This window comes from Lachnoclostridium sp. An196 (assembly GCF_002160135.1).
GTDB lineage: Bacteria > Bacillota > Clostridia > Lachnospirales > Lachnospiraceae > Hominiventricola > Hominiventricola avistercoris.
Window position 1 is genome coordinate 201,345 of the sequence record NZ_NFJZ01000005.1, and the last position, 22,159, is coordinate 223,503.

Below are 22,159 nucleotides of genomic sequence, written 5' to 3' on the forward strand. Positions count from 1 at the left end.
TGTATCCTCCTACTGATAGTTTCTGGCTGACGCCGTCTGTGTATTCGCGTTCTCGGCACGCTCATACTTTGCAGCGACAGCCAGCAAAGTGCTGACATATTTCTCTATCAGAGACGAAAAATTTGCCATCTGAATCCGGTCCCTCGCAAACGCCTGATGAAACGCGTCTTTGGCCTGCCCATCCCACATGCCGGACAGTTTTTGTTCACAGGCCTCCAATTCCCCCGCCTGGGTCTCAAACTGCCGGTTCAGTCCCGATAATTCCTCTGCCTTCGCCCGTAATTGCGATGCGGTTACTCTGATTAAAGCCATCTTCTATTCCTCCTGCTACTCATAATATCTTCGTTCTCTCGCCAGATTGTATGCATGCATTTCCGCGTCATAGATTCGTTCCGCAGCCCGGCGGAGCGAATCTGCCGCGTATTCCAGTTCTTCTGCCCCGGTCTCTATCTCTTTTTCCAGAGCCAATGCTTTTCCCGACCAGACCGATGCGGCTTCTCCCTCCCAAAAAGACAGCGTTTCATAATATCCCGTCTCTTCTCTCAGTCCTTTTGCCAGTCTGTCCAGTTTTTCCGCATAACGTACCGACTTTTTAAAATCCATCCGAATCTCTGACGATGATTTCATGTTCTTCCCCTTTTTTATTGAATTACATCCCCCGGAAGGACCTCGACCCGTTCTGCCGCCGCCCGCTCCGTCCGGGTATACGAGGCGGTTATCTGCTCCAGGTCAGCAATAGAATTGCCCAATCCGGAAAGGATTCTTTCTCCGTTCTGTTTCAGCCTGAAAAAATAAGCGCGGTGTTCATCTCCGGCTTTTCCTTTCCAGTATCTCCCTGACCTTTCTGCGGCGCGCTCCATCCCGCCCAGCAGATTCCGCATATTTCCTGTGATCTGCCTTGCTTCGGAGATTCCCTGAATCAGTGTTTCCGGCTGCACCTTCAGTGCGTCATAGATTTCTTCCCGATATCCCATATTCCGACTCCCCAATGCCTTAAATTTCTTCCAGATTTTCTTTATTATCCTGCTCACAGCGAAGATACTCGTCCTTCGCATATTCCATGCAGGCGGCAAAACGGCGTATCTCCTTCAGGCAGCTTTCCATATCCGATTTTTGCCGCCATATCCTTGCTCGAAACGCCCGGCTGGCTTTCCCCTGCCATATACTGTCTATCCTGTTTAACAGTTCCGAAAAAGTCTCCAGACAATTCCATGCATATTCCACATATTCCCTGAATTCCAGAATCACATTTTCCAATCCCGCCGTGTCAACTTCTATCCATATCTTTTCCAATCTCTTTTCCCGCTTTCCACCGTTTCATACCAGCAGCAGCCTGGCTCCGTCCCCAATCCCGGTCTGCCAAAGTGTCCTATCGAAAGGAAGAATCCTTTCATAATCATAGCTGCACAACCATAGATTCTGCTCTTCTTTTCCCGGAATCAGAAAGGAGCCAAGTTCCTCGAGGATCTGAGCAACCGGTGTGTTCTCGTCCAGGCGTACGTCATACTTGCTTCCCATAGCCGGCACGTCTATTTCCGCCAGTATCATCTCTATCCCCCTTTCCGTGCGCTGCATCATTTTCTCATCCATGGAATAATAATTTTCTTCGTTTCTCCATCTGCAGACGGAAACAGTCCAATCCCCGGCTTTAGAAATCTGCCCTGCTCCTGATAGGGAATGTCAGGAAACGAAAATAACCTTTGCCCTCCCGCATTTCCACCCATATGTATTCCTGTACCGTACGAACACATATTTTGAAAGATCCTGTTTCCGGCAAGCCGGGAATACTCCTCCGGTTTAAAAGCCGCAAAAAAGTAGATCCCAAGGCTTTTTCCTTTCTCTGTAATATTCTCCAAATATGCCTGCATGCTTCCTTTTCCTTCCAGGACACAGCCGGAAGCCTCTGTAAACGAAACCAGATCCGGCAAAAACAAAAAGATCTGAGACATGCTGTTCATCTTTCGCGCAATCTCATCCGGTCCGGCTTCATCAGCGGTCAGCTCCTGTTTCTTCAGGTTCCTTTCCCGGATCTCCTCCACAGTATCTTTAAAGAAGAGATACATACGGTTCTCATTCTCCAGACATTCTGCTCCCAGTTTCTTTGCCTCACCGACAAGTCCGCTGTTCTTCAGATCGATCAGGCAGAGTCTTGCGTCTTTTTTCTCCGCTGCCTGACGCATCAGGATTTTTATGACATTCCTTTTTCCGCTTCCCGCTCTTCCCTGGATGATCCAGCAATAAGTATTCCATAGATCCACAGAAAAAACCGATGCGTCTTCTGCCAGATACCCCAGCGGCAAGAATCTCCTGTCCTCCTTTCGCCTTTGATATTCTTCCAGACTGCTCAGATCGTCAAACACCGGATTGGCCGGGATAAAAGGAATCTGCCTGGCCCGTTCCCCATTCCAACTTCCGCCGGCTATGACGTATTCACCGTCTCCTTCCGCAGCGGTCTGAAATTCCAGAATCCTGCCGTCCACATATGCTATTCCCCGCCCCTTTATTCCCCTCTCCGGCAGCACCGGGACTCTCGAAACACGCAGCATTTCTGCGTATTTAAAACTATCATTCATTTCCAGGCACACAGCAGTGCGGATATTTTCTACGATTCGGAAAGGAAGTCCCCCATTTCCGGTCCCGGCAGAAGTAACTACCAGGAAAATATTGTTTGCGGCTCCTTCTCTGGACAGCCGCGCAATCATATCTTCGTATTTTCCTTCGGTCTTCTCCTGAAAACTCAGATAATCATCCAAAATTATCAGTATAACCGGCAACCCCCTTTCCTTCCCGCCGCATTCCTTTTTTCGCAGCTGCTTTCTCTCCTCCATGATCCGCCTCAGCATGTGGAAAAATCTTTCTGTTTTTTCTGTGTCTTCCTCTGTTACAACTCCTCCGCAGTGCGGTACAGCGTCAAACACTGTCAGTATACCGTCGCTGTAATCCAGCACATAAAACTGCAGCTGCCGCGGATCGCGGTTTCGGATCAGTGATAAAAGCATGGTCTTCAAAAAAGTACTTTTTCCAGTTCCCGCCATACCGCAGACTGCCGTATGTCCGGCATCCGGAAATGTGATTTTAAAAATTCCCTGCTCCTGTCTGGCCGGATCATCATACAATCCCATTATCGCTGTCAGGGTATCGGATTTCTCCTCCGTCTTGCACCGCCCCTCCAGATCTTCCGGCGCAAGGCGGGCAGGCAGTACCGGCTGCCAGAGAATCCGGGCTTTTGGAATATGTTCTTTTTCAGCCTGCCCGGCGATTTCTTTTATCAATGCGTGAAGCTGTGTTTCTCTCTTTATATCACGTTTCCTCCGTCCTGTTTCTCCCGATATCCGTATCTCCCTTCCGTTTTTCCCGATCAGGATCACGCGGCCTCCTTCTCTTTCTTTTCCTGGTATGTATTCTGTTCCGCTGTATCCTGACTGGAATTCCTCATATACCTCGTCGTTTCCAACCTGCAGGCAGGCTCTTCCTGCCAGTGTAATGTAAGAGGCGTCCGGCTTATGCAGCATATCTCTGCTGTCCTGTCTATCCTGGACTCTGAGGCAGATCCGGAATCTGGAATTACTCCAGATGCGTTCATCCACCGTGCCCGATGGTTTCTGAGTCGCCAGAATCAGGTGCACTCCCAGACTTCTTCCCACCTGCGCCAAGCTGATCAGTTCTGCCATAAATTCCGGTTCCTCCTTTTTCAGTTCCGCGAACTCGTCTATTATGATAAAAAGGTGGGGAAGCGGCTCTTCGACCTGATGCTTTTTATACAACCTCATATAACGGTCGATATGATTTGCTCCGTGTTCCGCCAAAATACGCTGCCTTCGCAAATTCTCGCTTTTCACGGACAACAAGGCTCTCTGTATCTGATTGCCGGACAAATTGGTAATCTGGCCCGCCATATGAGGGAGCTCGCGAAACAGGTTCGCCATCCCGCCTCCTTTAAAATCGATGACCAGAAACGCCACATCTTCAGGGCTGAAATTAACCGCCAGGGATAAAATCAAAGTCTGAAGCAGTTCACTCTTTCCAGATCCGGTCATCCCCGCTACCAGACCGTGAGGGCCATGGTATTTTTCGTGAGGATCCAGAAAACATGGTCTGCCTCCCTTCCCTATTCCTACGGGGATACGCAGGCTTTCAGCGCTCCGTCCCGCTTTCCACCTCCGGGCGATCTGAAGCTGTTCTGCAGTACATACATCATACATTTCAAGAAAACCTGCCGTATCCGGGATTTTATTCCCGACCACTCCATCATCCAGCCGAATCCCGCTGAGACCTCTGGACAGACGGTCCAGATCTTCTTCTTCCACGCTTTCAAAAACCAGGCTGTTATTCTCTTCTTCTCCGCGGATATCGAAAATCTCCGCCGCCCTGCCGTCGTTCCGGAGCACATACTCACAGGCATTCGGCAAATCCTCATACCTCTCTGCCAGAAGGATGGAGGTGAGTCCATATTCCGGTTTCGGATTCATTACAAAATGTTCCAGAAGCTCCCCCTCCAACAATTCCGGACAGTCCACAAACAAAATATAATGGGGCAAAGGATTTTTTCCTCCCGCCTCTGCCCGAATGCGGAAAATCCGGGACAATTCGCAGCTGATTTCTCCCATCTGGCTTTTATCTTCTGCCAACAGACGAACCTCGCCGGACTCATCCCACACGTGCGGAAACCATCTGACAGACGACCAGCGCCTGTAATCGTCCGGCCCGTTTCCGTGTATAAACACCATTTTCACATCAGTATAGCAGCTGCTTACCGCAATCTGTGCTATCATACTGCGGACAATTCCATAACATCCCCTTTTTCCTTCACCTCCTATAATCCCCAGCATGCTTTTTTCATAAATACTTACGGTAACGGGCGCATGATGCAGCACCTTGTATCTTTCCTTAAGCTGAAATGACTTTTCCGCCATTTCGTTCTGCTCCCAGGCAGATACCGTTCCCAAAACACGGATCTCCGCCTGAAAAGGAACCGTCCCTGTGCCGACCCGAACCTGCAGGAAATCCCCGCTTTTTGTGCTGCAGGCCCAAAGCCTGCAGTCATGTCCATCCATCCGGCAGCATTCTTTTCCTGACGGATAATTATGAAAAAGAACCTCTCTGTTATAGTCCTGCTTCTGCTGGAGAAACTTCTCCATACGCCTTAAATAGGCTTCATATTTTTGCCATAGTATCCTCTTTTCCTCTGTCTCCTGTCTGCCGGCATATCTTAATCCTGCAGCCGCCCATAAAGCGCCGGTTAATGCCGAGGCTGCTGCGGTCAGAATTCCTGCAGTCTGATAAAACCGGTTTCCGGATCCGACAGCGGTCAGAAAATATCCCAGCAGCAGCGGAACGGCCATGGTCAGACTTGGACCTATCGTTAAATATGCCGGCCGTTTTTTCATTTGGGATATGGCCGGCGGTGCCTCTATTTCTACCCGGTCGGTATAAAACGTCAATATTCTTTTTGGCGCGCGTTTTAAATACATTCTCTCCGGCCCTTTATCCGGGGCTGTTTCCGCGCATGGTCTTTCCGCTTCCTTCTTATAAAGAATCGGCCGCAGAACTTTTTCATCTAACTCGCACTCGCCGAACCGGACGCCCAGAGCAAAATATTTTTCCAGCCATATAATCTGAAGCCCGAATATAATAACCTGATCCCCGAATTTTAAAGGCACCTCCTTTGTTATTTTTTCCCCGTTCAGCCAGCTTCCGTTCCTGCTGCTGTCACAGATTCTCCATTGATTCTGCTTTTTGAATATTTGCGCGTGTTTTCCGGAAATGTAATCTCCAAAATGATAGTTTACCGCGCTGTCTTCATCCGTGCCGATCTGTATTCTGCCGGCACCCGGAAGTTCATATTTTTTCATTACCGGATATGTTTCATTGCAGTCGATTGACAAAAGAAATACCTGCCCTCCTTCCATGCTCTTCAGGCAAAGCAGCAGCCGGTCTTCCAACAGGGCCTCTGTTCTTTCACCTCCTTCCTGCCGAAGCAAAGAATACTCCCGTCCCTTCGCCAGATACCATCTCTTCCCATCTGACTTTAACAAAACGGTCAATCCCCGGTCCGTTCCCAACACCTTCCCCTTCAGCTGAATCCTATGATCCATTATTTCCGGTTCCGGCAGAGTAAATTCCTGACATTCCTCCGCCCCATACGCTATGAGCATGCTTCCGGACATACTATCCCCTCCAAACTTTACAACCAGAAATCCAGTTCTTCATCCGCCAGTTTTATCCGGTCCCCCGGCTTTAACAGCACTTCCTGTCCGGATTCTATCCTCCTCTCGTTCAGATAAGTCCCGTTTGTGGAATTCCGGTCTATCAGATAATATTCGTCTCCCTTGCAGACAATCCCCGCATGGATTCTGCTCACCGCTTCATTATCCGCAATCCAAAAATCCGCGCGCTGCCTCTCCTTGCCGATCAGGAACAGCGGCCGTTTCACATCCGAGCGTTCCCCTGTCTTTCTGCGGATCAGCATGGCGCAGGGACATGCAAAGCCTGTATCCAGGCACCCTGTTTCCGCAGGGCTTTCACCCAGCACGCTGGTCTGTGTATCCTGAACCGTTTCCGGAGGTCTGGCGTATACTGCCCCCAGCTGACTTCCGGCATGAAACCCCGTGGGCATATAATATTTTTTCTTTTTGCGAGTGATCAGACCGGCCGCGATTACTGCACCCAGAATCCCTGCCATTACCACAGCGGCAAACGTCAGTATAATCCAGCTGTAAAATTCCCCTCTCACATACTTCCCCCATTTCTTTTTGCCAGGATGAGCCATATACAGGCAGTCAGCGCCAGAATTCCTCCTGCTGTTCCGAGAAGCAGCGGCTTATTCATAAAAAACTGTATCAGGATATCCGATGTAACCAGGAACCGCATTTCATCCGATACAAACTCATTCCCCGCCTCGTCGCGTGCCGTCACCCGCAAAGTCTGCCAGCCGTTTCGCGCCGGCGCCGTAATGATGAGGATTCCATCCCGGCTTTCCACCTCCGATGCCGAAAATACCTTTTTCTCTCCATCCAGGATCACTGCAGTTTCTGCCAGGCAGATATTGTCCTGTATATCTATCGTGATCTCGCGGCTGTTCTCCCGGTATTTTCCGCGGTCTTCCACTCCTGATATCAGGACGCTGGGGCTTGTCCGGTCTACCGCAAATGCTAATGTCATGCCTTTGGACTGATTATCGGAAACATTTTCTGCCCGGTCTTCGGAATAGACCGTTACCGCGTAAATTCCTTCCTTTTCAAAGTTGCTGCGGCTTATGACATATTCGTACTGCTTCCAGGTTTCCGCCGAGCCGCTCTCCCGGACTGTATAATCTTCTCCTTCTGCCAGCGTTTTCAGGTTTCCGTTCCAGTTACAGGTGATCTCTCTGAATTCCAGCGTATCCACATTTGTTTCCGTAATCCGGATATCCTGCGCTTCATTAATATAATAAGCATCTGTCCATCCCTCCAGTGTATAGACAGACCCGAAACGGTTTACTGAAAAAGCAACTATTGTCTCGCTCCGATTCCCGGCCAGATCGGAGGCTGTGACCCGCAGAGTATACAGATCATCTGTTTCGGGCGTATATGGGAAATCTTCCATCTGTATCCACATCCCATCTGTATTTCTTCCTCTGTCACCTCTGATCTCCTGTTCTAAGTTCCTGTATCCCTCCAGGGAAATATCAAAGCGCTCAAAATCAAGATTCTTGTCCTTTGCCTGAATAAACGGCGTGACTTCTCCCTGATTGGCTGAATGATGGGATACCTGCCTGATTTCCAGGACCGGCGGCGTACGGTCTATGACAAAATGATCGGCTCCATAAACCTCCAGAGAATTTCCTGCCTGATCTGCCCCTGATACCTCCAGCGTATATTCCGCATCATTTTCGAACAGCACCGTTGCCGTATGACGGTCGCCCTCGCTGTTCCAGGCAGATATTCCCGATATGGGAGTCCCGTCGGCAGTAACATACACCTGAAACTGTTCCGGGGCAAAATTATGTTCCTGAATCTCCAGCACCGCCCTCCGGCTTTCTGAGTAGTAATAACCGTTGCAGCTCTCATTATTATCATACGTCACCGTCAAAACCGGTTCTGACTGGTCAATCGTAAATTCATCTACCCGGCTGTAATCTGCCCTGTTTCCTGCCAGGTCCTGAAACCCGGCTGTAAAAGTATAATCCCCGTCCGCAAAAAATGTGACTGTACAGACATGGATCATATTATCCCCCTCTCCGGATGAAGTCCATCCGCTGATCTCCGGCATAACTCCGTCTGTACTGGTAATGTGGAACTCCACATCTTCCGGCCGGAAATTCCGCTCCTTTACCGTGACTGTCGCCGTCCGGGTCCGGTTGTAAAAACGGCCGTCCGCCGGCTCATTCCTGTCATATTCCACCATAATCTCCGGCGCTGTTACGTCGATATTATAGTATTGTACGATCTGCTCCATGTGTCCTGCGTTGTCCGTGTATTCCGCATACACCTGAACATTATTTTCGTTGTTGGCTGCCGCGGACAAAGTCATCCTCTCCGAATATTCCCACACTGCGTCTTCCCGCGGCTCCTCTTTCAGATCATTTCCTGCTTCTTTCGCATAGTCAGCCGACCCTGACAAAGTATGTCCACCCAGATACGCGTAGCTTCTGATCCCCGACCACTCATCCCGGAGGCGCAGACGCAGATCTATATCTGTATTATAATAGGCGGTACCGTCCACTGTCCTGCCCGGCTCTGTAAGTGTTTCTATCTCTATCTTTCCGCTGTTCCGATGTCTTTCTTCACTCTCCACCACATGTCCGTGTTCCCGCGATCCCATATTTCCGGACCAGTCGTATACCTCTACCCGGATACTTCCTCTGAAATCCTGTCCCCCTACAGGAACTGTGATTTCATGTGCTTCCTGAAAAGAAGGTTCGCTGAGATATTCTTTTTCCTCCATATTCCCTTCTTCGTCTGTAATGAAGAAACAGACCCTGCGGATCCCCGATGTCATATCTTCTGCCGTCACAGACAGAGTCATCTTCCTGTCCGCAAACAGATATCCCAGATCCCGGTAATTTACCGCGTCCAGAAATCCGGCCGGTTCCGTACTCCAGGTCAGGCTGATCTTTGGTTCTGTCAGATCCACCGTATTTTTCACAGAGATATATTCCGATCTGTTGCCCGCCAGGTCTTCACATCCTGCCGTGATCTCATAGTTCGCTTCCGTCAAAAGCGGAAGATACCATGTAAGTCCTTCTTCATCCATCCATGCGGGATCCGCGTCTTCCAGGAATTTGCCCAAAGCATGCTCCTGTATCTCTCTGCCCCGGCTGTCCGCCGCCTTTGCTCCTTTCAGGACATCCAACAGCTCCCGGCTGCGCACATGCTCGTCTTCCACCTGTATTTTTAAATAGACCGGTCTGGAAAAAAAGCCTTCTTCAGAGGACACCTCTTCCATAGACAGATCCGCATATGACAGATGAATGCGGGGCGGCGTGCGGTCCAGCACCAGGACGGGACTTTCATACGCCGCCTGATTGGCCGCAGCGTCCCTGTATTTCATGGAAACGACATAACTGCCTTCTTCCTCCAAAGTAAATGTTCCCTCATAGCGGTTCCCCTCCTGATTCCACTCTATATCCGGACTGCAGGCCGCGCCGCTTTTTTCCAGGACCGACAGTTCGTAATCTCCCAGTCCGGTCATTTCGTCCCCGTTCCGTACAGGAAGTGCATAGTCCTCTTCCAGCGTGAAAGATACTGTGATGTTTCCATCATAATAAGCCGTATATCCTTCTTTCGGTTCCTGCTCCTGTAAATCATATTCTCTTCCGATATTCTCATCCAGAACCAGCCGTTCTGCCCTGGTATACGCAACCTTCAGCACAGGTTCCTTTTCGTCCAGGATAAAAGCTTTACTGACATAGGCCCCGGATCCATTGAGATCTCCCGCCGCTTTCAGCTCTTCCAGATTCCCCTCCGACAGACTTAAAGCCGCTCCGGCAGGATCCAGATAAGATAATTCGGCGACATATTCAGACGGCACGCTCTCCGCCTGGCTTTCAAACACATATTCTGCCTGATGAACCTGTCCTTCCGTGCTCCACTCCAGATCCTCTCCCCTTACATACGCCGCCGGAGTTCCCGAAGCACGATGGCTGACCGTCATCGACACTCTGTCCGGATTCCAGTCCGCTTCCCGTTCATCTACCGAAAACAGGATCTTCACACATCCTTGTTGATATACCGGGATTCCATCGACCGTCTTCCGGTCAGACTCTCCCGTGACGGAAAAAGCGGTCAGTTCCGGGGCTCTGTCGTCCAGCGTAAGCTCTCCTTTCCATTCCAGCCTGTTCCCGGAACGGTCTTCACAGACTGCACCGATCTGATAATCTGCCTCCTGCCCTTCCAGATACGGCAAACAGATCACCGCCTCGACCTGTCCCTCCGAAAATTCCCCCCATTTCACAAAATCTTCCGGGACTATCGGCACCCCGTTCTGATACACCGCGATCCCGGGATAGACAAATATGTCTTCCTGTACCTGAAAATATGTCTCTGTAAATATCAGCCTGACCGTTTCCGATATCTCTCCGTCCTCCGGCCTGCAGTAGCCTTTTTCATTGCTATACCCGTCCCACTGGGGATATTCCGCCTGTACCTCGGGCGCTGTGCGGTCTATTACCAGCGTGGCCGCTCCCTCTGCCACAGCCGAACCATCCTCATGTTCTGCCACATTTCCCGCATAATCCGCAACTGAAAGGATCTTAAGCGTATCCTCGGTCTCCGCTTCAATCGGAAAGGAGACCACAGAGTAATAATTTTCATCATACTCTTCTGTGAAAAGGCATTCCGCCGTTCCCTCGGTTCCTCCATATTCATACCGTACCGTTTTTACTCCGGATAACTCATCCGGAAAGTACAACGTTACCTGGATCTTTTCCTTTCCAAATATGTAATCTTCCAGTCCATCCTCTTTTGCAAACAGACCTTTCGGGTACTGTACGGGACTCCCCTCTTTTCCATAAGCAACGTACTCTGCCAGAATACCGTCCGCCTGCGGCACGACCTTATCTTTTTTTACAGAATAGGCAGTTTCCTCCGACACATTTCCTGACGCGTCTCCTGCCCGGAAATAATACGCTCCCTCATACTCCTCATCCTCTTCCATAACAGTAAACACATAGCAGCCGTCGTCCGAAACCTCCGCTTCTTCTTCCCGGACCCATTCTGTCTCATCCTCTTTTCTGTACTCCAGATATGGCATTTCTTCACTCGCTATGGTAACTGTAAACTCTATATCTTCCCGGATCCATCCGTTTTCATTCGGAGCCGGAGAGATCTCTATCTCTTTTACGGCCGGCAGCATGATCTCCGGATCCGGTACAGGTTCTTCTTCCGGAACCTGTATCTCTTCTGCCGCAGCCGGGAGTCCCTTGCAATACCATATCCCGGCAATAAGTACCACTGACATCAAAGCCTTTGCAAATGCTTTCTTTCGTCTCAGGCTGTACATTCTCTTCCCCCTCCCTATACGACTTCGTCCGTGTGAACGATCAGGATCTCTCTGTCCACACAATAAGACGCACTTTTCTTTCCCGGACTCACATAGAAGAATCTCAGCACTTTTCTCATATCCATTCTGATATAAAGAAACGCGGCGGCCGCCGAGCAAAAACCAGCGCCTGCCAGGCAGATCCGAGATATCATATGGTACAGTTCCACATATTCTGTCATCTCAGTCATACTTTCCCTCCTGGCCGTAAGCGGACCAGACCATTCGCCTCGCTGTCTCTATGTCCTCCTGCAGATCCGGAATTTCCTCTTCCCGAATCCCATCTTTCGGACTTCCGGAAAAATCCGAATTCAAATGATCTCTTACATGCTCCAACTGATCCAACATCTCTTCTTTCTCCACTCCGGCATCCATAAATTCCGGTGTTCTGGATATGATCTGACTGACCAGTTCTTCATATATCACAAGCGCGGTTCTCTCATTATCCATTGCCACCAGATTTCCTTCGGAAAGTGATGTCAGATCTTCCCAATACTCCCGGTAAGTAATCGATGCGTCTCCCGCTTCGTCCACGATCCCTATCCGCGCGTAATAATCAGATATCTGATACAGACGTTTCGCTCTTTCCACCTGATTTTGTTCCAGCGTCCGTGATTCCGACGCAGTCTTGAAGTATCCACGGGCATTCTTTTTGTTGCTTTCTTCTTCAAATTTATAGAAATACGCGATTCCCGCCTCATAAGAAAATATGTCATATCCTCTTCTGTTTTCACGAAATATCTGTTCATTGGTCTGCTTTCCGTTTCCATATGAAATCAAAATGCCGCGCATCCTTTCACTCTCCTCCGCCGTCAAAATTCCGTCGTCCAGGAACCCGTACTTCAGAAGACACAGATATGCCGTTTCTCCGGCCGGGTTCAGATCAATGGCCTTCCGGTAATTATTCAATTCCTCTTCTTTTGTCGCGGAATTCTGCGCCGCCAGCAAAAACGCCTCATAGGTGCTGCCTCTGGCATGACTTTCCAGCGCCCCGAAAACACCTGCTCCCAATATAAAAGCGGCTGTCAGGCATACTGGAAAAAGAAAACAGACCAGCTTCCTTTTTTGTATGGCCCAGTATTCAGAATCCATCTCCTGATAATGCTCCAGCGCATAGAGGAGTTCTTCGCAGGACTGATAACGTTCCTCCTTTCTGGGTTTTGTACATCGCTGAATCACAGTTTCCAGGCCGGCTGACAGTTCCGGGACGTATTCCCGGACCGGTCGCAGCCGATACGGGCTTTCCCCGGTCAGAAGCTGGAACAGCATTACACCCAGTCCATAAATGTCTGTTCTGGCGTCGCTCTGTTCCGTCTCTGTGTATTGTTCCGGCGCCGCATATCCCCTGGTTCCCAAAGAAACCGTATCCCCATGGTTTCCCGGACAATATTCTCTCGCAGCGCCAAAATCGATCAATACCACATTTCCGTCCGGTTTCAGCATTACATTTGCCGGTTTCATATCCCGGTAAATAACTGCCGGTTTCCTGGAATGCAGGTACGACAGCACCCCGCACAGCTGTTTTGCCCATCCGATCACCATTTCCTGAGGCTGACGTCCATATTCTGACAAAATGTCCTCCAGGGACCGGCCTTCTATATAATCCATAACGATCAAAAGAGTTCCATCGCCTTCTATCACATCGATAATACTGGGGAGATGGGGATGACGCAGTTTTCTCATCATCTGGATCTCTTTTTTATCCACTTGAAAGCTGTCGTAGTCTTTTTTCCGCACCTCCTTGACGGCCCAAGGCTTGTTTGCTCTTTCATTCAGGGCAAGGTAAACAGTACTCATTCCTCCTTTCCCGATTACGTCTAAAATCTTATATTTACCCTCAATGACCGAACCGATTTCCAGCATTCCGCCTCTCCTTTTCCGTCCTTATGGCAATCACGGAGATATTATCCCGTTCGCCCCGTTCCAGATTCCGTTCCACCAGTATCCTGCACCGCTCTTCCAGCGTTTCCTCGTCCTGCATCTGCTCCGGACAAAATGTGTCCTTCATCTCTTCCGCACTGATCTCATGACAGAATCCGTCGCTGCAGACCAGATATACCGCCCCTTCTTTCACCGTACCGCAGATATGTTCCGGGATGCAGCCGTTCCCCCCGACACACTGCAGCAATATATTTCGTCTTGGATCATTTCCTGCCTGCTCTTCTGTCAGAAGTCCTCTCTTCACTTCCTCTGCCACCAGCGTCTGATCGGAAGTAACCTGCCGCGCTTTTTTCCCCAGCTCATAGACACGGCTGTCTCCCACGTGCGCAATATAATACATTCCCCGGAACAGCAGTAAAACCGTGGCTGTCGTACCCATCCGAAGACCGTATCTGCCGCTGTACGCGCGCAGTCTGCGATCCGCTTTTTTCAAAACCCGATCCAAAGCAAGAAAGATCTTCTTCTTCCTTGTCCACCGTAAACGCGAAAGTTCCTTTTCCATCCAGCCCGAAAATGCCTTCACTACAGAAGCGCTCGCCATATCCCCTCTGTCCAGGCCTCCCATTCCGTCGCACAATACCGCCAGGACCGCCTGCTCCCGGCCGCTCACCGCCCTCTGTACCAATATCGAATCCTGATTTCCTTTTTTTCTTCTTCCTTCATCGGTACAGCAGGAAATAAAATATCTCATCTTGTCCTCCTGTCTCAAGCAGCATCGCCAGAGCCGTCCCGGCCAGCACGAACGGAGCCAGGGGAATCTTCTTTTTCCATCTTCCTTTTCCACGCAAAAACAGGCACAAACTCCAGACTGAAGCCAGAAAAAGACTGCATAAAATCGAGTTCCAGACTCTTCCTCCCAGATAATATCCGATTGTTGCAAACAGTTTTACATCTCCTGCTCCTACTCCGCCCCGAGAAATCTCCCTGCAGATCAGGAAAAAGCCTCCTCCGGAAAGTGTTCCCCATACGGCCGGCAGCACAATGTGTGTCCATGTATCCGACGACAAAACGCATTCCTGAAGCAGCAGTATACTTCTTATCGCCAGCAATACCATAATCATCTGATTAGGAATGATCCTCTCTTTCAGATCAGCCTTCGCGATCATCACAAGCCCGCATAAAAGGATCAGGAAGCGCGGAAATTCCCATACAGAATACATATCCATACTGATCGGTCCTGCTGTTATGTTATGAATTAATTGGAATCTCATGGGCGAATGCCCCTGAATCTTTGAACTTCATGAATGTTCTGTGTTTACTATACCGTATCCCGGGAAAAAATCAACCCCCTTTTTCAAAAAAATGAAAAAGGAGGCTGTATGGTCACGAATCTTTTTCGGCCGACAGAAGGATCCGGTCATTGTCCAGATCTTTTCCCGCACCTACCCGGAATTTCTCCAGGAGTCCCGCTACGGTCATATTTTTGCGCTCTTCCCCCCGTATATCCAAAATGATACGTCCGTCGTCCATCATCAGCGTCCGGTTCCCAAGCGTCAGCGCCTGATGCATATTGTGAGTCACCATCAGGCAGGTAATATGATTTCTCGAGATGATATTCTTCGTCAGTTCCAACACTTTCTCCGCGGTACCCGGGTCCAGCGCCGCCGTATGCTCATCCAGCATCAGAAGCTGAGGCGGTACCATCGTAGCCATAAGAAGCGTCAGCGCCTGACGCTGGCCCCCTGAAAGAAGCCCCACCGGCTGCTTCATACGGTCTTCAAGTCCCATTTCAAGTAATGAAAGCTGTTCCCGGAAAAATTCCTTGTCTTTTCTGGATATCCGGCTGAACGGAGCTTTCCCTTCAGAGGATCGCAGATATGCCAGCGCCAGGTTCTCTTCAATCGTCATGTGAGGCGCCGTACCTTTCAGAGGATCCTGAAACAGACGGCCTATCACCCGGCTTCTGCGATGTTCCGGCATAAATGTGATATCTCTTCCGTCCAGCAGAATAGACCCTTCATCCACGTAAAAACTGCCTGCCACAGCATTAAGCAGCGTAGATTTTCCGGCTCCGTTTGACCCCACAATCGTCGCGAAATCTCCCGGTTCCAGATGAAGAGAAAGTCCGTTGACCGCACATTTTTCATTGACCGTTCCCGGATTGAACGTCTTTTTTATATCCTCCAGTCTCAGCATATCAGCGTCCTCCTTTCCGGGAAGCGGCCATCTTCCGTCTCTGGAACGCCGCGCCCTCTTTCAGAGTAGGCATGGCGATGGCAAGCCCCACGATAATGGCAACCACCAGCTTCAGGCAGTCGATCGGAACAATCTTTGTGGTCAGGATGATCGCATAGATAAAACGGTAGATGATGCTTCCGACCACTGCTGCAATCACTCCCCGCGTCACCGATCTTCTCCCTGTCAGCGTCTCCCCGATAATCAGACATGCCAGGCCAATAACTACGATACCGGTTCCGCTGTTGATATCCGCGGATTTCTGATACTGTGCCACCACCGCGCCGGACAGAGCTGTCATCGCGTTGGCGATGCAGAGCCCGATCGTGATCATAAGGGCGGGATTGACAGAAGAAGCTCTCACCATCTCCTTATTGTCTCCTGTGGCACGGATGCTCAGACCAATCCTGGTTTTGAGAAAAGCGACCAGCAGCACGCAGACCAGAACCGTGATCCCTCCGGCCAATAAGATTTCATACCAGTCTCCGCCGATACCGGTGTCTTTCAGCAGCGTAAACAGGGTATCCTGCCGTAAAAGACTCGCATTGGAACTCCATCCCATCGCCATCAGATTGACCGTATACAATCCGGTATTCGTTACGATCCCGGCCAGGATCGACGGGACACCCAGTCTCGTCTGTAAAAACGCGGTCACAAATCCGGCACACGCCCCCGCTGCCAATGCGGCAAATACTGCCAGAACCGGATACCCGGCCGCGGCGACCGTCACAGAAACGGCCGCGCCAAGTACAAATGTCCCGTCCGTGGTCAGATCCGCAATATCCAGAATACGGTAACTCAAGAACAGTGCCAGCGCCACCAGCGCATACATAAATCCCAGCTCCAGGGCTGTCTGAACTACATAAAGCATACTATACTCTCATCCTTTCCTGACTCCGGAGAATTATTCTTCGGTCGTCGTCACTTCCACAACTTCTCCCATATCATTGAACACAGAATAATCTATCCCAAGTGTCTCGGCCGTCTCCGTGTTCACGGTGATAATGCCGCCGTCCATCAGATAGTAATCTTCCATACCTTCCATACCAGCGGTTACGGCCTCGTATGCCAGATCGGCCGTCTCACGTCCCAACTCTGTATAATTTACGCCGCAGGTGGCAAAAGCTCCATTGCGGACAAAAGAATCCGCTCCTGTGTAATGCGGAATGCCTGCCTCCGCCAGATCTTCATAAATCGCCAACTCGGCGGCCATAATCACATTGTCGGTGGGCGTAAACACCGCGTCTACTCCGTCCGCGATCAGCGCGCTGGCTGCCGCGATCACTTCGTCATTGGTATTGCCGGTCATCTCTTCATATGCGATTCCCTTTTCATCCAGATATGCTTTCGCCTCCGCAATCGGAGTCTCGGAATTTGCTTCCGACAGGGAATACAGCAGGCCTACCTTCTGTACATCCGGGTTCTGTGCCAGCATCATGTCGAGGATAAACTCTGTATTCAGCGCATCCGATGTACCGGTCACATAATCAATTCCTGTCATCTCCGCAGCCTCCGGGTCGGAGATCGCCGCATATACCACCGGTGTCTGCGTCTCTTCCGCGCAGACCGCCATCACCTGCGCCGCAAGCGTAGCCACAGGGATCACCGCATCTACGCCGTCCGCGATCACCTGTGTTCCGATCTGGTTCAGAACGGACTGGTCACCCTGGCCGGAATAAACCTCGTACTCGATGGTTACCCCATTGTCCTGAGCCAGCTGGTCCAGTTCTTCGCAGACTGCGTCTGCAATCTCGTCCAGGGAAGCATGGTCCATCTGCTTCACAACCGCCACTTTATAGGCACCGCCTTCTGCAGAAGCTTCCGTCTCTGCGGACGCCCCTTCGTCTCCCGCGCTCTCCGTGCTCTGCGTGGAATCTGTGCTTTCTTCCGCAGTGCTTCCGCATCCGGAAAGCGCTGCCGCCGTCATTGCCATGGTTAATAAGATGCTCACTGCTTTCTTTTTCATTTTTCATTCCTCCAATGATATAAAATAATTTTCGAAATGAAGAAACCTGGTTGTGGAGCAATCCCCACTGCAGCCGCAGTGCGGTCCCCGCGAAGTGTTTTTTGCAGAGCTTTGTTCCCTATGCAAAAAACCGCCTCAAGCATTTGCTTGAGACGGTTATAATATCTACTATAATCGCGGTACCACTCAAATTGACGTTCGTCCACTCTACGCGTACTATCATACGCTCCTCATTGATAACGGGTTTGGTTCCCGGCAGTTCCTACTCTTCGCATTTCGGGCTGCCCTCGAAAGTCCATTCAGCAATCCGCTCCATACCGCAATCCCACCGCCTGCGGCTCTCTGTGACTTCATCGGAAAGCTTACTCTTCTTTCTCAACGGTTTCTCTTCTTTCTGTTCTATATTCTATGCCGGATCATCCGGTTTGTCAACTGCTTTTTTCACAAAAATACCGGCCTATTTCGTCAGATCCGCAACCGCCTGATTGATCACCTTGCCGTCAGCCTTGCCTTTCAGCTCTGCCATCACCGTCTTCATAATCATGCCTTTATTCTTTGTGGCGAGCACCTCTGCAAATTTCGAAGTCAGAATTTCTTTTACTTCTTCCGCGCTCAGAAGTTTCGGCGCGAACTCATTCATAACCGCGTATCTCGCCTGATATTCTTCCAGCAGATCCGTTCTGGATGCCGGACAGGTATCGATCTGTTCTTTCACCGTCTTGATCTCCTTCAAAACAGCCTGATTTACCATTTCTTCCGGGATATCCTCTCTGCATCCCGCGTCAATGCCGGCTTTCTTCACAGCGGAAACAAGCACGGAGATGGACTCCTTTCTCGCCTTGTCTTTCGCCTTCATGGCCTCAATCATGGCTTTCTGCAATTCTTCCAGTTTCATAGCACATTTCCTCCTTCTGATTTTTGACATATGCATCGTAACAGAACCTGATAATATCTTTTCTGGTAACGATTCCGATAAAGATCTTTTTGTCGTCGGTCACCGGAACAAAATTCTGGTTCATGGCTGTCTGCACCAGATCTTCCATGGTAGCGTCAATAGATACCGGACGTACGTCCATTCTGCGGTCCACGGTCAGGATCGATACATTTTCAGCGTCTTTCAGATTCATATTATATCTTTTTTTCAGTGTCCAGAGAATATCTCCTTCTGTCACCGTCCCTATGTAACGTCCCTGGCGGTCGATCAGCGGAATCGCTGAATACCCGCTGCGCTCTAATTTTTCAATAGCCTGGCGAAGCGTCCACTCCTCATGCAGATGAGCCACCTCGCTTTTCGGCGTCAAAAAAAACAACACATTCATAGTTATCCCCTTTTTCCGGCAGTCCATGCACGGACTGCCCTCTACATCAACGGCGCAAGCACACGCAGCACCGAAGTAAACAGATTTCCCAGAAGGCCCTGGCGGCAATCGCTGAATGTCACCTGATGGCATTGCCTAAAACAGTCCTCCATATCCTTTTTCACGTCCAAAACCGCCCTGCAGCCGTACAGGAATGTCCCGCATTCAAAATGAAGATACAGGCTCCGGAAATCCATATTGATCGTCCCCACAGTGGCGATCCGGTCATCGCATACGTAAGATTTGGCATGGACGAACCCCGGCGTGTATTCATAGATCTGCACGCCTGCGTTCAGCAGGGGCGGATAGTAAGATTTGGCCATGAAAAATACCACCGGTTTATCCGGGATTCCCGGCATCAGGATGCGCACATCCACTCCGCGCTTCGCCGCCAGGCAGAGCGCATTCTCCATCTCATCGCTGATCAGCAGATACGGCGTAGCGATATAGACATAATCTTTCGCCTGATTCAGAATATTGATATAGACATTCTCTCCAAGCTCTTCATTGTCCAGCGGCGTGTCCGCATAGGGGACAACATAACCGTCGCTTTCAAAAGAATCTGTATGCCATCTGCGCGGACGGAAGATACTGTAATCCAGATCCGGTTCCCGGAACGCGTTCCACATCTCCAGAAACATCAGTGTAAAACTGTAGACCGCTTCCCCGTAAATCCGCACGCCGGTATCTTTCCAGTGCCCGAAACGGACCTTTTCGTTAATATATTCATCCGCCAGGTTAATCCCACCGTTATAAGCGGTATGACCATCGATCACCAGAATTTTCCGATGATCCCTGTTGTTCATTACCACTGACAGAAATGGCACGAAGCGGTTAAACGCCATACATTTGATTCCTTTTTCTTTCATTCGCTGCGCATACTGATACGGCAGTTTGGACACACAGCCCACATCATCGTAGATCAAACGTACATCCACGCCTTCCCGGACCTTCCGCTCCAGAATCTCCAGCATGGTATTCCACATAATCCCCTCTTCAATGATATAATATTCCAGGAAAATGTAATGTTCCGCCTTTTCCAGATCCCGGAGCATGTCCGCGAACATCGCTTCTCCTACCGGGTAATATTTCACCTGTGTGTTTTTCCAGACCGGATAGGGACCATACTCACCCAAATAGCGGATATTTCCCGCCACATCCGGAGCATGCTCTTCTATCTCCTTCAGTATCTGTTCGTTCTGAACGAGTTCCTCGCTCATCTCGCCTTTCACTTCCGCCATATGGACCGCCAGATTTTTGCTGGGCTTTTTGTTGCCGATCAGCAGATACAAGATGCCTCCAAAAAGCGGCAGACCCATGACCAGGATGATCCATGCGATCTTGTAAGCCGAACTTTCATCCTTGCGGATCAGGTAAAGAAGAACAAAGATGCTGGCCACACGGAAAAATCCGTTGATAAACACGGAGTAACTGGTCAGCCGCTCCATAAAAAAGAAAAACCATGCCAGCTGCAGAATTATAGCCAGTCCTACCAGCACCAGCCGGCTCGTTAAAATTCTACCGATTCTTTTCATGTCCATTCACCGCCAGTCGATTGATCTGTGTCGCCACATAACCTGCTCCGTAGCCGTTGTCAATATTGACTACGGTAATTCCGTTAGAGCAGGAATTAATCATGGTCAGCAGCGCGGAAAGGCCTCCGAAATTCGCCCCGTATCCCACGCTGGTGGGAACGGCAATCACCGGCACGTCCACCAGTCCGGCCACTACGCCCGGAAGAGCGCCTTCCATGCCGGCAACTGCAATAACACAGTTAGCATATTCAAATACATCCATGTTATTCAGAAGGCGATGGATGCCTGCCACGCCCACGTCAAAAAGACGCGTTACCCTGGTCCCGAAAAACTCCGCCGTACTGGCTGCTTCTTCTGCTACAGGAATATCCGCGGTTCCCCCGGTACAGACCACAATCTTGCCGACCTGCGGAGTCTCGTGGTATATGGCTTTCAGAATGCGTGACGCAGGATCATATTGAAAATCAGGCAGCTCTTTCATGACCGACTCCGCCTGTTCTGCGGACGCTCTGGTCGCCAGAACGTTGATCCTCTCTCCCGCCATCCGGCGGCAGATGCCGATCAGGTGTTCCAGTTCTTTGCCCTGGCAGTAAATAACTTCTTCAAATCCCTGGCGCAGCTTCCGATGCTGGTCGATCTTGGCATAGTCCAGATCTTCGTACGGCAGTTTTTTTAAAAGTTCTTCCGCTTCCTCTATCTTTATCTGTCCGGATCTTACATTCTCCAGGATCTCATTTACATCCATTTATCTCACCCCTGCATACGCTTCCTAGTATACCTTTTTCTCTGTGGATTTTCCATAAACTTTTCATGAACAATTGTTTAAGATTGCAGAACTAGCCCTTCTGAATATGAACCGACATCTGCGGAAACGGGATCTCAATTCCGGCTTCCGTCAAACGATTGTTCAAAAGTTCCATGGTTCTCCATTTCACATCCCAGTAATCCTCCGATTTCACCCAGGGACGTACCAGAATGGTGATTGCGCTGTCATCCAGACTGTCCACAGCCACTATGTAAGGCGGATCATTCAGGACCTTCTCGTCTGCGTTCAGAATTCCTTCTATAATCTCCCTCGCCTTTTTCAAATCTGTGCCGTAAGCCACTCCCACGCTCATATCCACGCGGCGTGTGTCATTGGCAGAAAAATTCACAATATTGCTGTTGGCAAGAGCTCCGTTGGGAAGAACCACATTCCGGTTGTCCGCCGTATGAAGAATCGTGGCAAAAAGGTTGATTTCCACCACTGTGCCTTCATTTCCGCTGGTCTGAATATAATTGCCTACAGAAAAAGGTTTTGTGAGAAGAATCACGATTCCGCCGGCGATATTGGATAAACTCTCTTTCAGCGATAAACCGACTGCCACGCCGGCTGTACCCAAAAGCGTGATAAAAGAAGCCGTCTGAATACCAAAATGAGACATCAATATCAGTGCCAGTACTACATAGGATACAATTTTTACCAGCGCGTCCAGAAATTGAACTACTCCTGTGTCCACGCTGGATCTGTCTAATGCTCTGCGCAGTATTTTACGCAGGAGTCCTAAAAGTTTCAGCCCGATAAACAGGACGGCGAGCGCCCAGATCAGGGAACCGCCGATTTCCAGGATTTTCGGCAGAAACTGTTCCAGTTTTGTCAGTTCATCCATAGTCAGTCCTCCTGT

The 22,159-nt window shown here is 50.0% G+C and carries 20 protein-coding genes and 1 other annotated feature; all 20 genes read right to left on the minus strand.

The genetic code is table 11. The features are described 5' to 3' along the window. Window positions 1-9: 9 nt before the first annotated feature. Complete coding sequence (locus B5F29_RS07935) at window positions 10-312, minus strand: WXG100 family type VII secretion target (protein WP_087154090.1); 303 nt, start codon at window positions 310-312, stop codon at window positions 10-12. A 15-nt stretch (window positions 313-327) separates the two neighbouring features. Then, a complete protein-coding gene (locus B5F29_RS07940; RefSeq protein ID WP_087154091.1) occupies window positions 328-627 on the minus strand; it encodes a hypothetical protein in 300 nt (99 codons plus the stop codon). Window positions 628-641: 14 nt separating this feature from the next. Continuing rightward, window positions 642-974 (minus strand): WXG100 family type VII secretion target, encoded by a 333-nt coding sequence (locus tag B5F29_RS07945; RefSeq protein ID WP_162608386.1) that lies wholly within the window; start codon window positions 972-974, stop codon window positions 642-644. A 19-nt stretch (window positions 975-993) separates the two neighbouring features. Next, the gene (locus tag B5F29_RS07950; protein ID WP_087154093.1) at window positions 994-1,293 is read right to left on the minus strand and encodes a hypothetical protein; all 300 of its coding nucleotides are present in this window, start codon (window positions 1,291-1,293) and stop codon (window positions 994-996) included. Between the two features lie 24 nt (window positions 1,294-1,317). Next, window positions 1,318-1,548, minus strand: coding sequence for an EsaB/YukD family protein (locus B5F29_RS07955; RefSeq protein WP_162608387.1), 231 nt, complete (start codon window positions 1,546-1,548; stop codon window positions 1,318-1,320). A 26-nt stretch (window positions 1,549-1,574) separates the two neighbouring features. Beyond that, window positions 1,575-6,167 (minus strand): type VII secretion protein EssC, encoded by a 4,593-nt coding sequence (essC, locus tag B5F29_RS07960; protein ID WP_087154095.1) that lies wholly within the window; start codon window positions 6,165-6,167, stop codon window positions 1,575-1,577. Between the two features lie 17 nt (window positions 6,168-6,184). Next, window positions 6,185-6,733: an FHA domain-containing protein gene (locus B5F29_RS07965; protein WP_162608388.1), complete on the minus strand. Its 549-nt coding sequence runs from the start codon at window positions 6,731-6,733 to the stop codon at window positions 6,185-6,187. Next, window positions 6,730-11,481, minus strand: coding sequence for a hypothetical protein (locus B5F29_RS07970; protein WP_087154097.1), 4,752 nt, complete (start codon window positions 11,479-11,481; stop codon window positions 6,730-6,732). The genes B5F29_RS07965 and B5F29_RS07970 overlap by 4 nt, the downstream gene beginning before the upstream one ends. A gap of 14 nt (window positions 11,482-11,495) precedes the next feature. Further along, on the minus strand, window positions 11,496-11,711 hold the full coding sequence (locus B5F29_RS07975) for a hypothetical protein (RefSeq protein WP_087154098.1): 216 nt from the start codon (window positions 11,709-11,711) through the stop codon (window positions 11,496-11,498). Continuing rightward, window positions 11,704-13,383 carry a serine/threonine protein kinase gene (locus tag B5F29_RS07980; RefSeq protein WP_087154099.1) on the minus strand — a complete coding sequence of 560 codons (1,680 nt, stop codon included), beginning with the start codon at window positions 13,381-13,383 and terminating at the stop codon, window positions 11,704-11,706. Before B5F29_RS07980 ends, B5F29_RS07975 begins: the two co-directional genes overlap by 8 nt. Continuing rightward, a complete protein-coding gene (locus tag B5F29_RS07985) occupies window positions 13,358-14,152 on the minus strand; it encodes a PP2C family protein-serine/threonine phosphatase (RefSeq protein ID WP_087154100.1) in 795 nt (264 codons plus the stop codon). Before B5F29_RS07985 ends, B5F29_RS07980 begins: the two co-directional genes overlap by 26 nt. Next, window positions 14,121-14,672 carry a prepilin peptidase gene (locus B5F29_RS07990; protein WP_087154101.1) on the minus strand — a complete coding sequence of 184 codons (552 nt, stop codon included), beginning with the start codon at window positions 14,670-14,672 and terminating at the stop codon, window positions 14,121-14,123. The genes B5F29_RS07985 and B5F29_RS07990 overlap by 32 nt, the downstream gene beginning before the upstream one ends. A gap of 112 nt (window positions 14,673-14,784) precedes the next feature. Then, window positions 14,785-15,597 (minus strand): ABC transporter ATP-binding protein, encoded by an 813-nt coding sequence (locus B5F29_RS07995; RefSeq protein ID WP_087154102.1) that lies wholly within the window; start codon window positions 15,595-15,597, stop codon window positions 14,785-14,787. Window position 15,598: 1 nt separating this feature from the next. After that, a complete protein-coding gene (locus B5F29_RS08000; RefSeq protein ID WP_087154103.1) occupies window positions 15,599-16,507 on the minus strand; it encodes an ABC transporter permease in 909 nt (302 codons plus the stop codon). Between the two features lie 33 nt (window positions 16,508-16,540). Then, window positions 16,541-17,602: an ABC transporter substrate-binding protein gene (locus tag B5F29_RS08005; protein WP_087154104.1), complete on the minus strand. Its 1,062-nt coding sequence runs from the start codon at window positions 17,600-17,602 to the stop codon at window positions 16,541-16,543. A gap of 145 nt (window positions 17,603-17,747) precedes the next feature. Next, window positions 17,748-17,990, minus strand: a binding site (T-box leader). 69 nt (window positions 17,991-18,059) lie between these two features. After that, entirely contained in the window at window positions 18,060-18,497 is a 438-nt protein-coding gene (locus B5F29_RS08015) for a GatB/YqeY domain-containing protein (protein ID WP_087154105.1), read from the minus strand. Beyond that, a complete protein-coding gene (locus B5F29_RS08020; RefSeq protein ID WP_087154140.1) occupies window positions 18,463-18,921 on the minus strand; it encodes a CBS domain-containing protein in 459 nt (152 codons plus the stop codon). The genes B5F29_RS08015 and B5F29_RS08020 overlap by 35 nt, the downstream gene beginning before the upstream one ends. A 41-nt stretch (window positions 18,922-18,962) precedes the next feature. Beyond that, window positions 18,963-20,495, minus strand: coding sequence for a cardiolipin synthase (cls, locus tag B5F29_RS08025; protein WP_087154106.1), 1,533 nt, complete (start codon window positions 20,493-20,495; stop codon window positions 18,963-18,965). Next, window positions 20,479-21,240, minus strand: a complete 762-nt coding sequence (gene larB / locus B5F29_RS08030) for a nickel pincer cofactor biosynthesis protein LarB (RefSeq protein ID WP_087154107.1) — start codon at window positions 21,238-21,240, stop codon at window positions 20,479-20,481. The genes cls and larB overlap by 17 nt, the downstream gene beginning before the upstream one ends. 91 nt (window positions 21,241-21,331) lie before the next feature. Beyond that, the gene (locus B5F29_RS08035; protein ID WP_087154108.1) at window positions 21,332-22,144 is read right to left on the minus strand and encodes a mechanosensitive ion channel family protein; all 813 of its coding nucleotides are present in this window, start codon (window positions 22,142-22,144) and stop codon (window positions 21,332-21,334) included. Window positions 22,145-22,159: the final 15 nt, after the last annotated feature.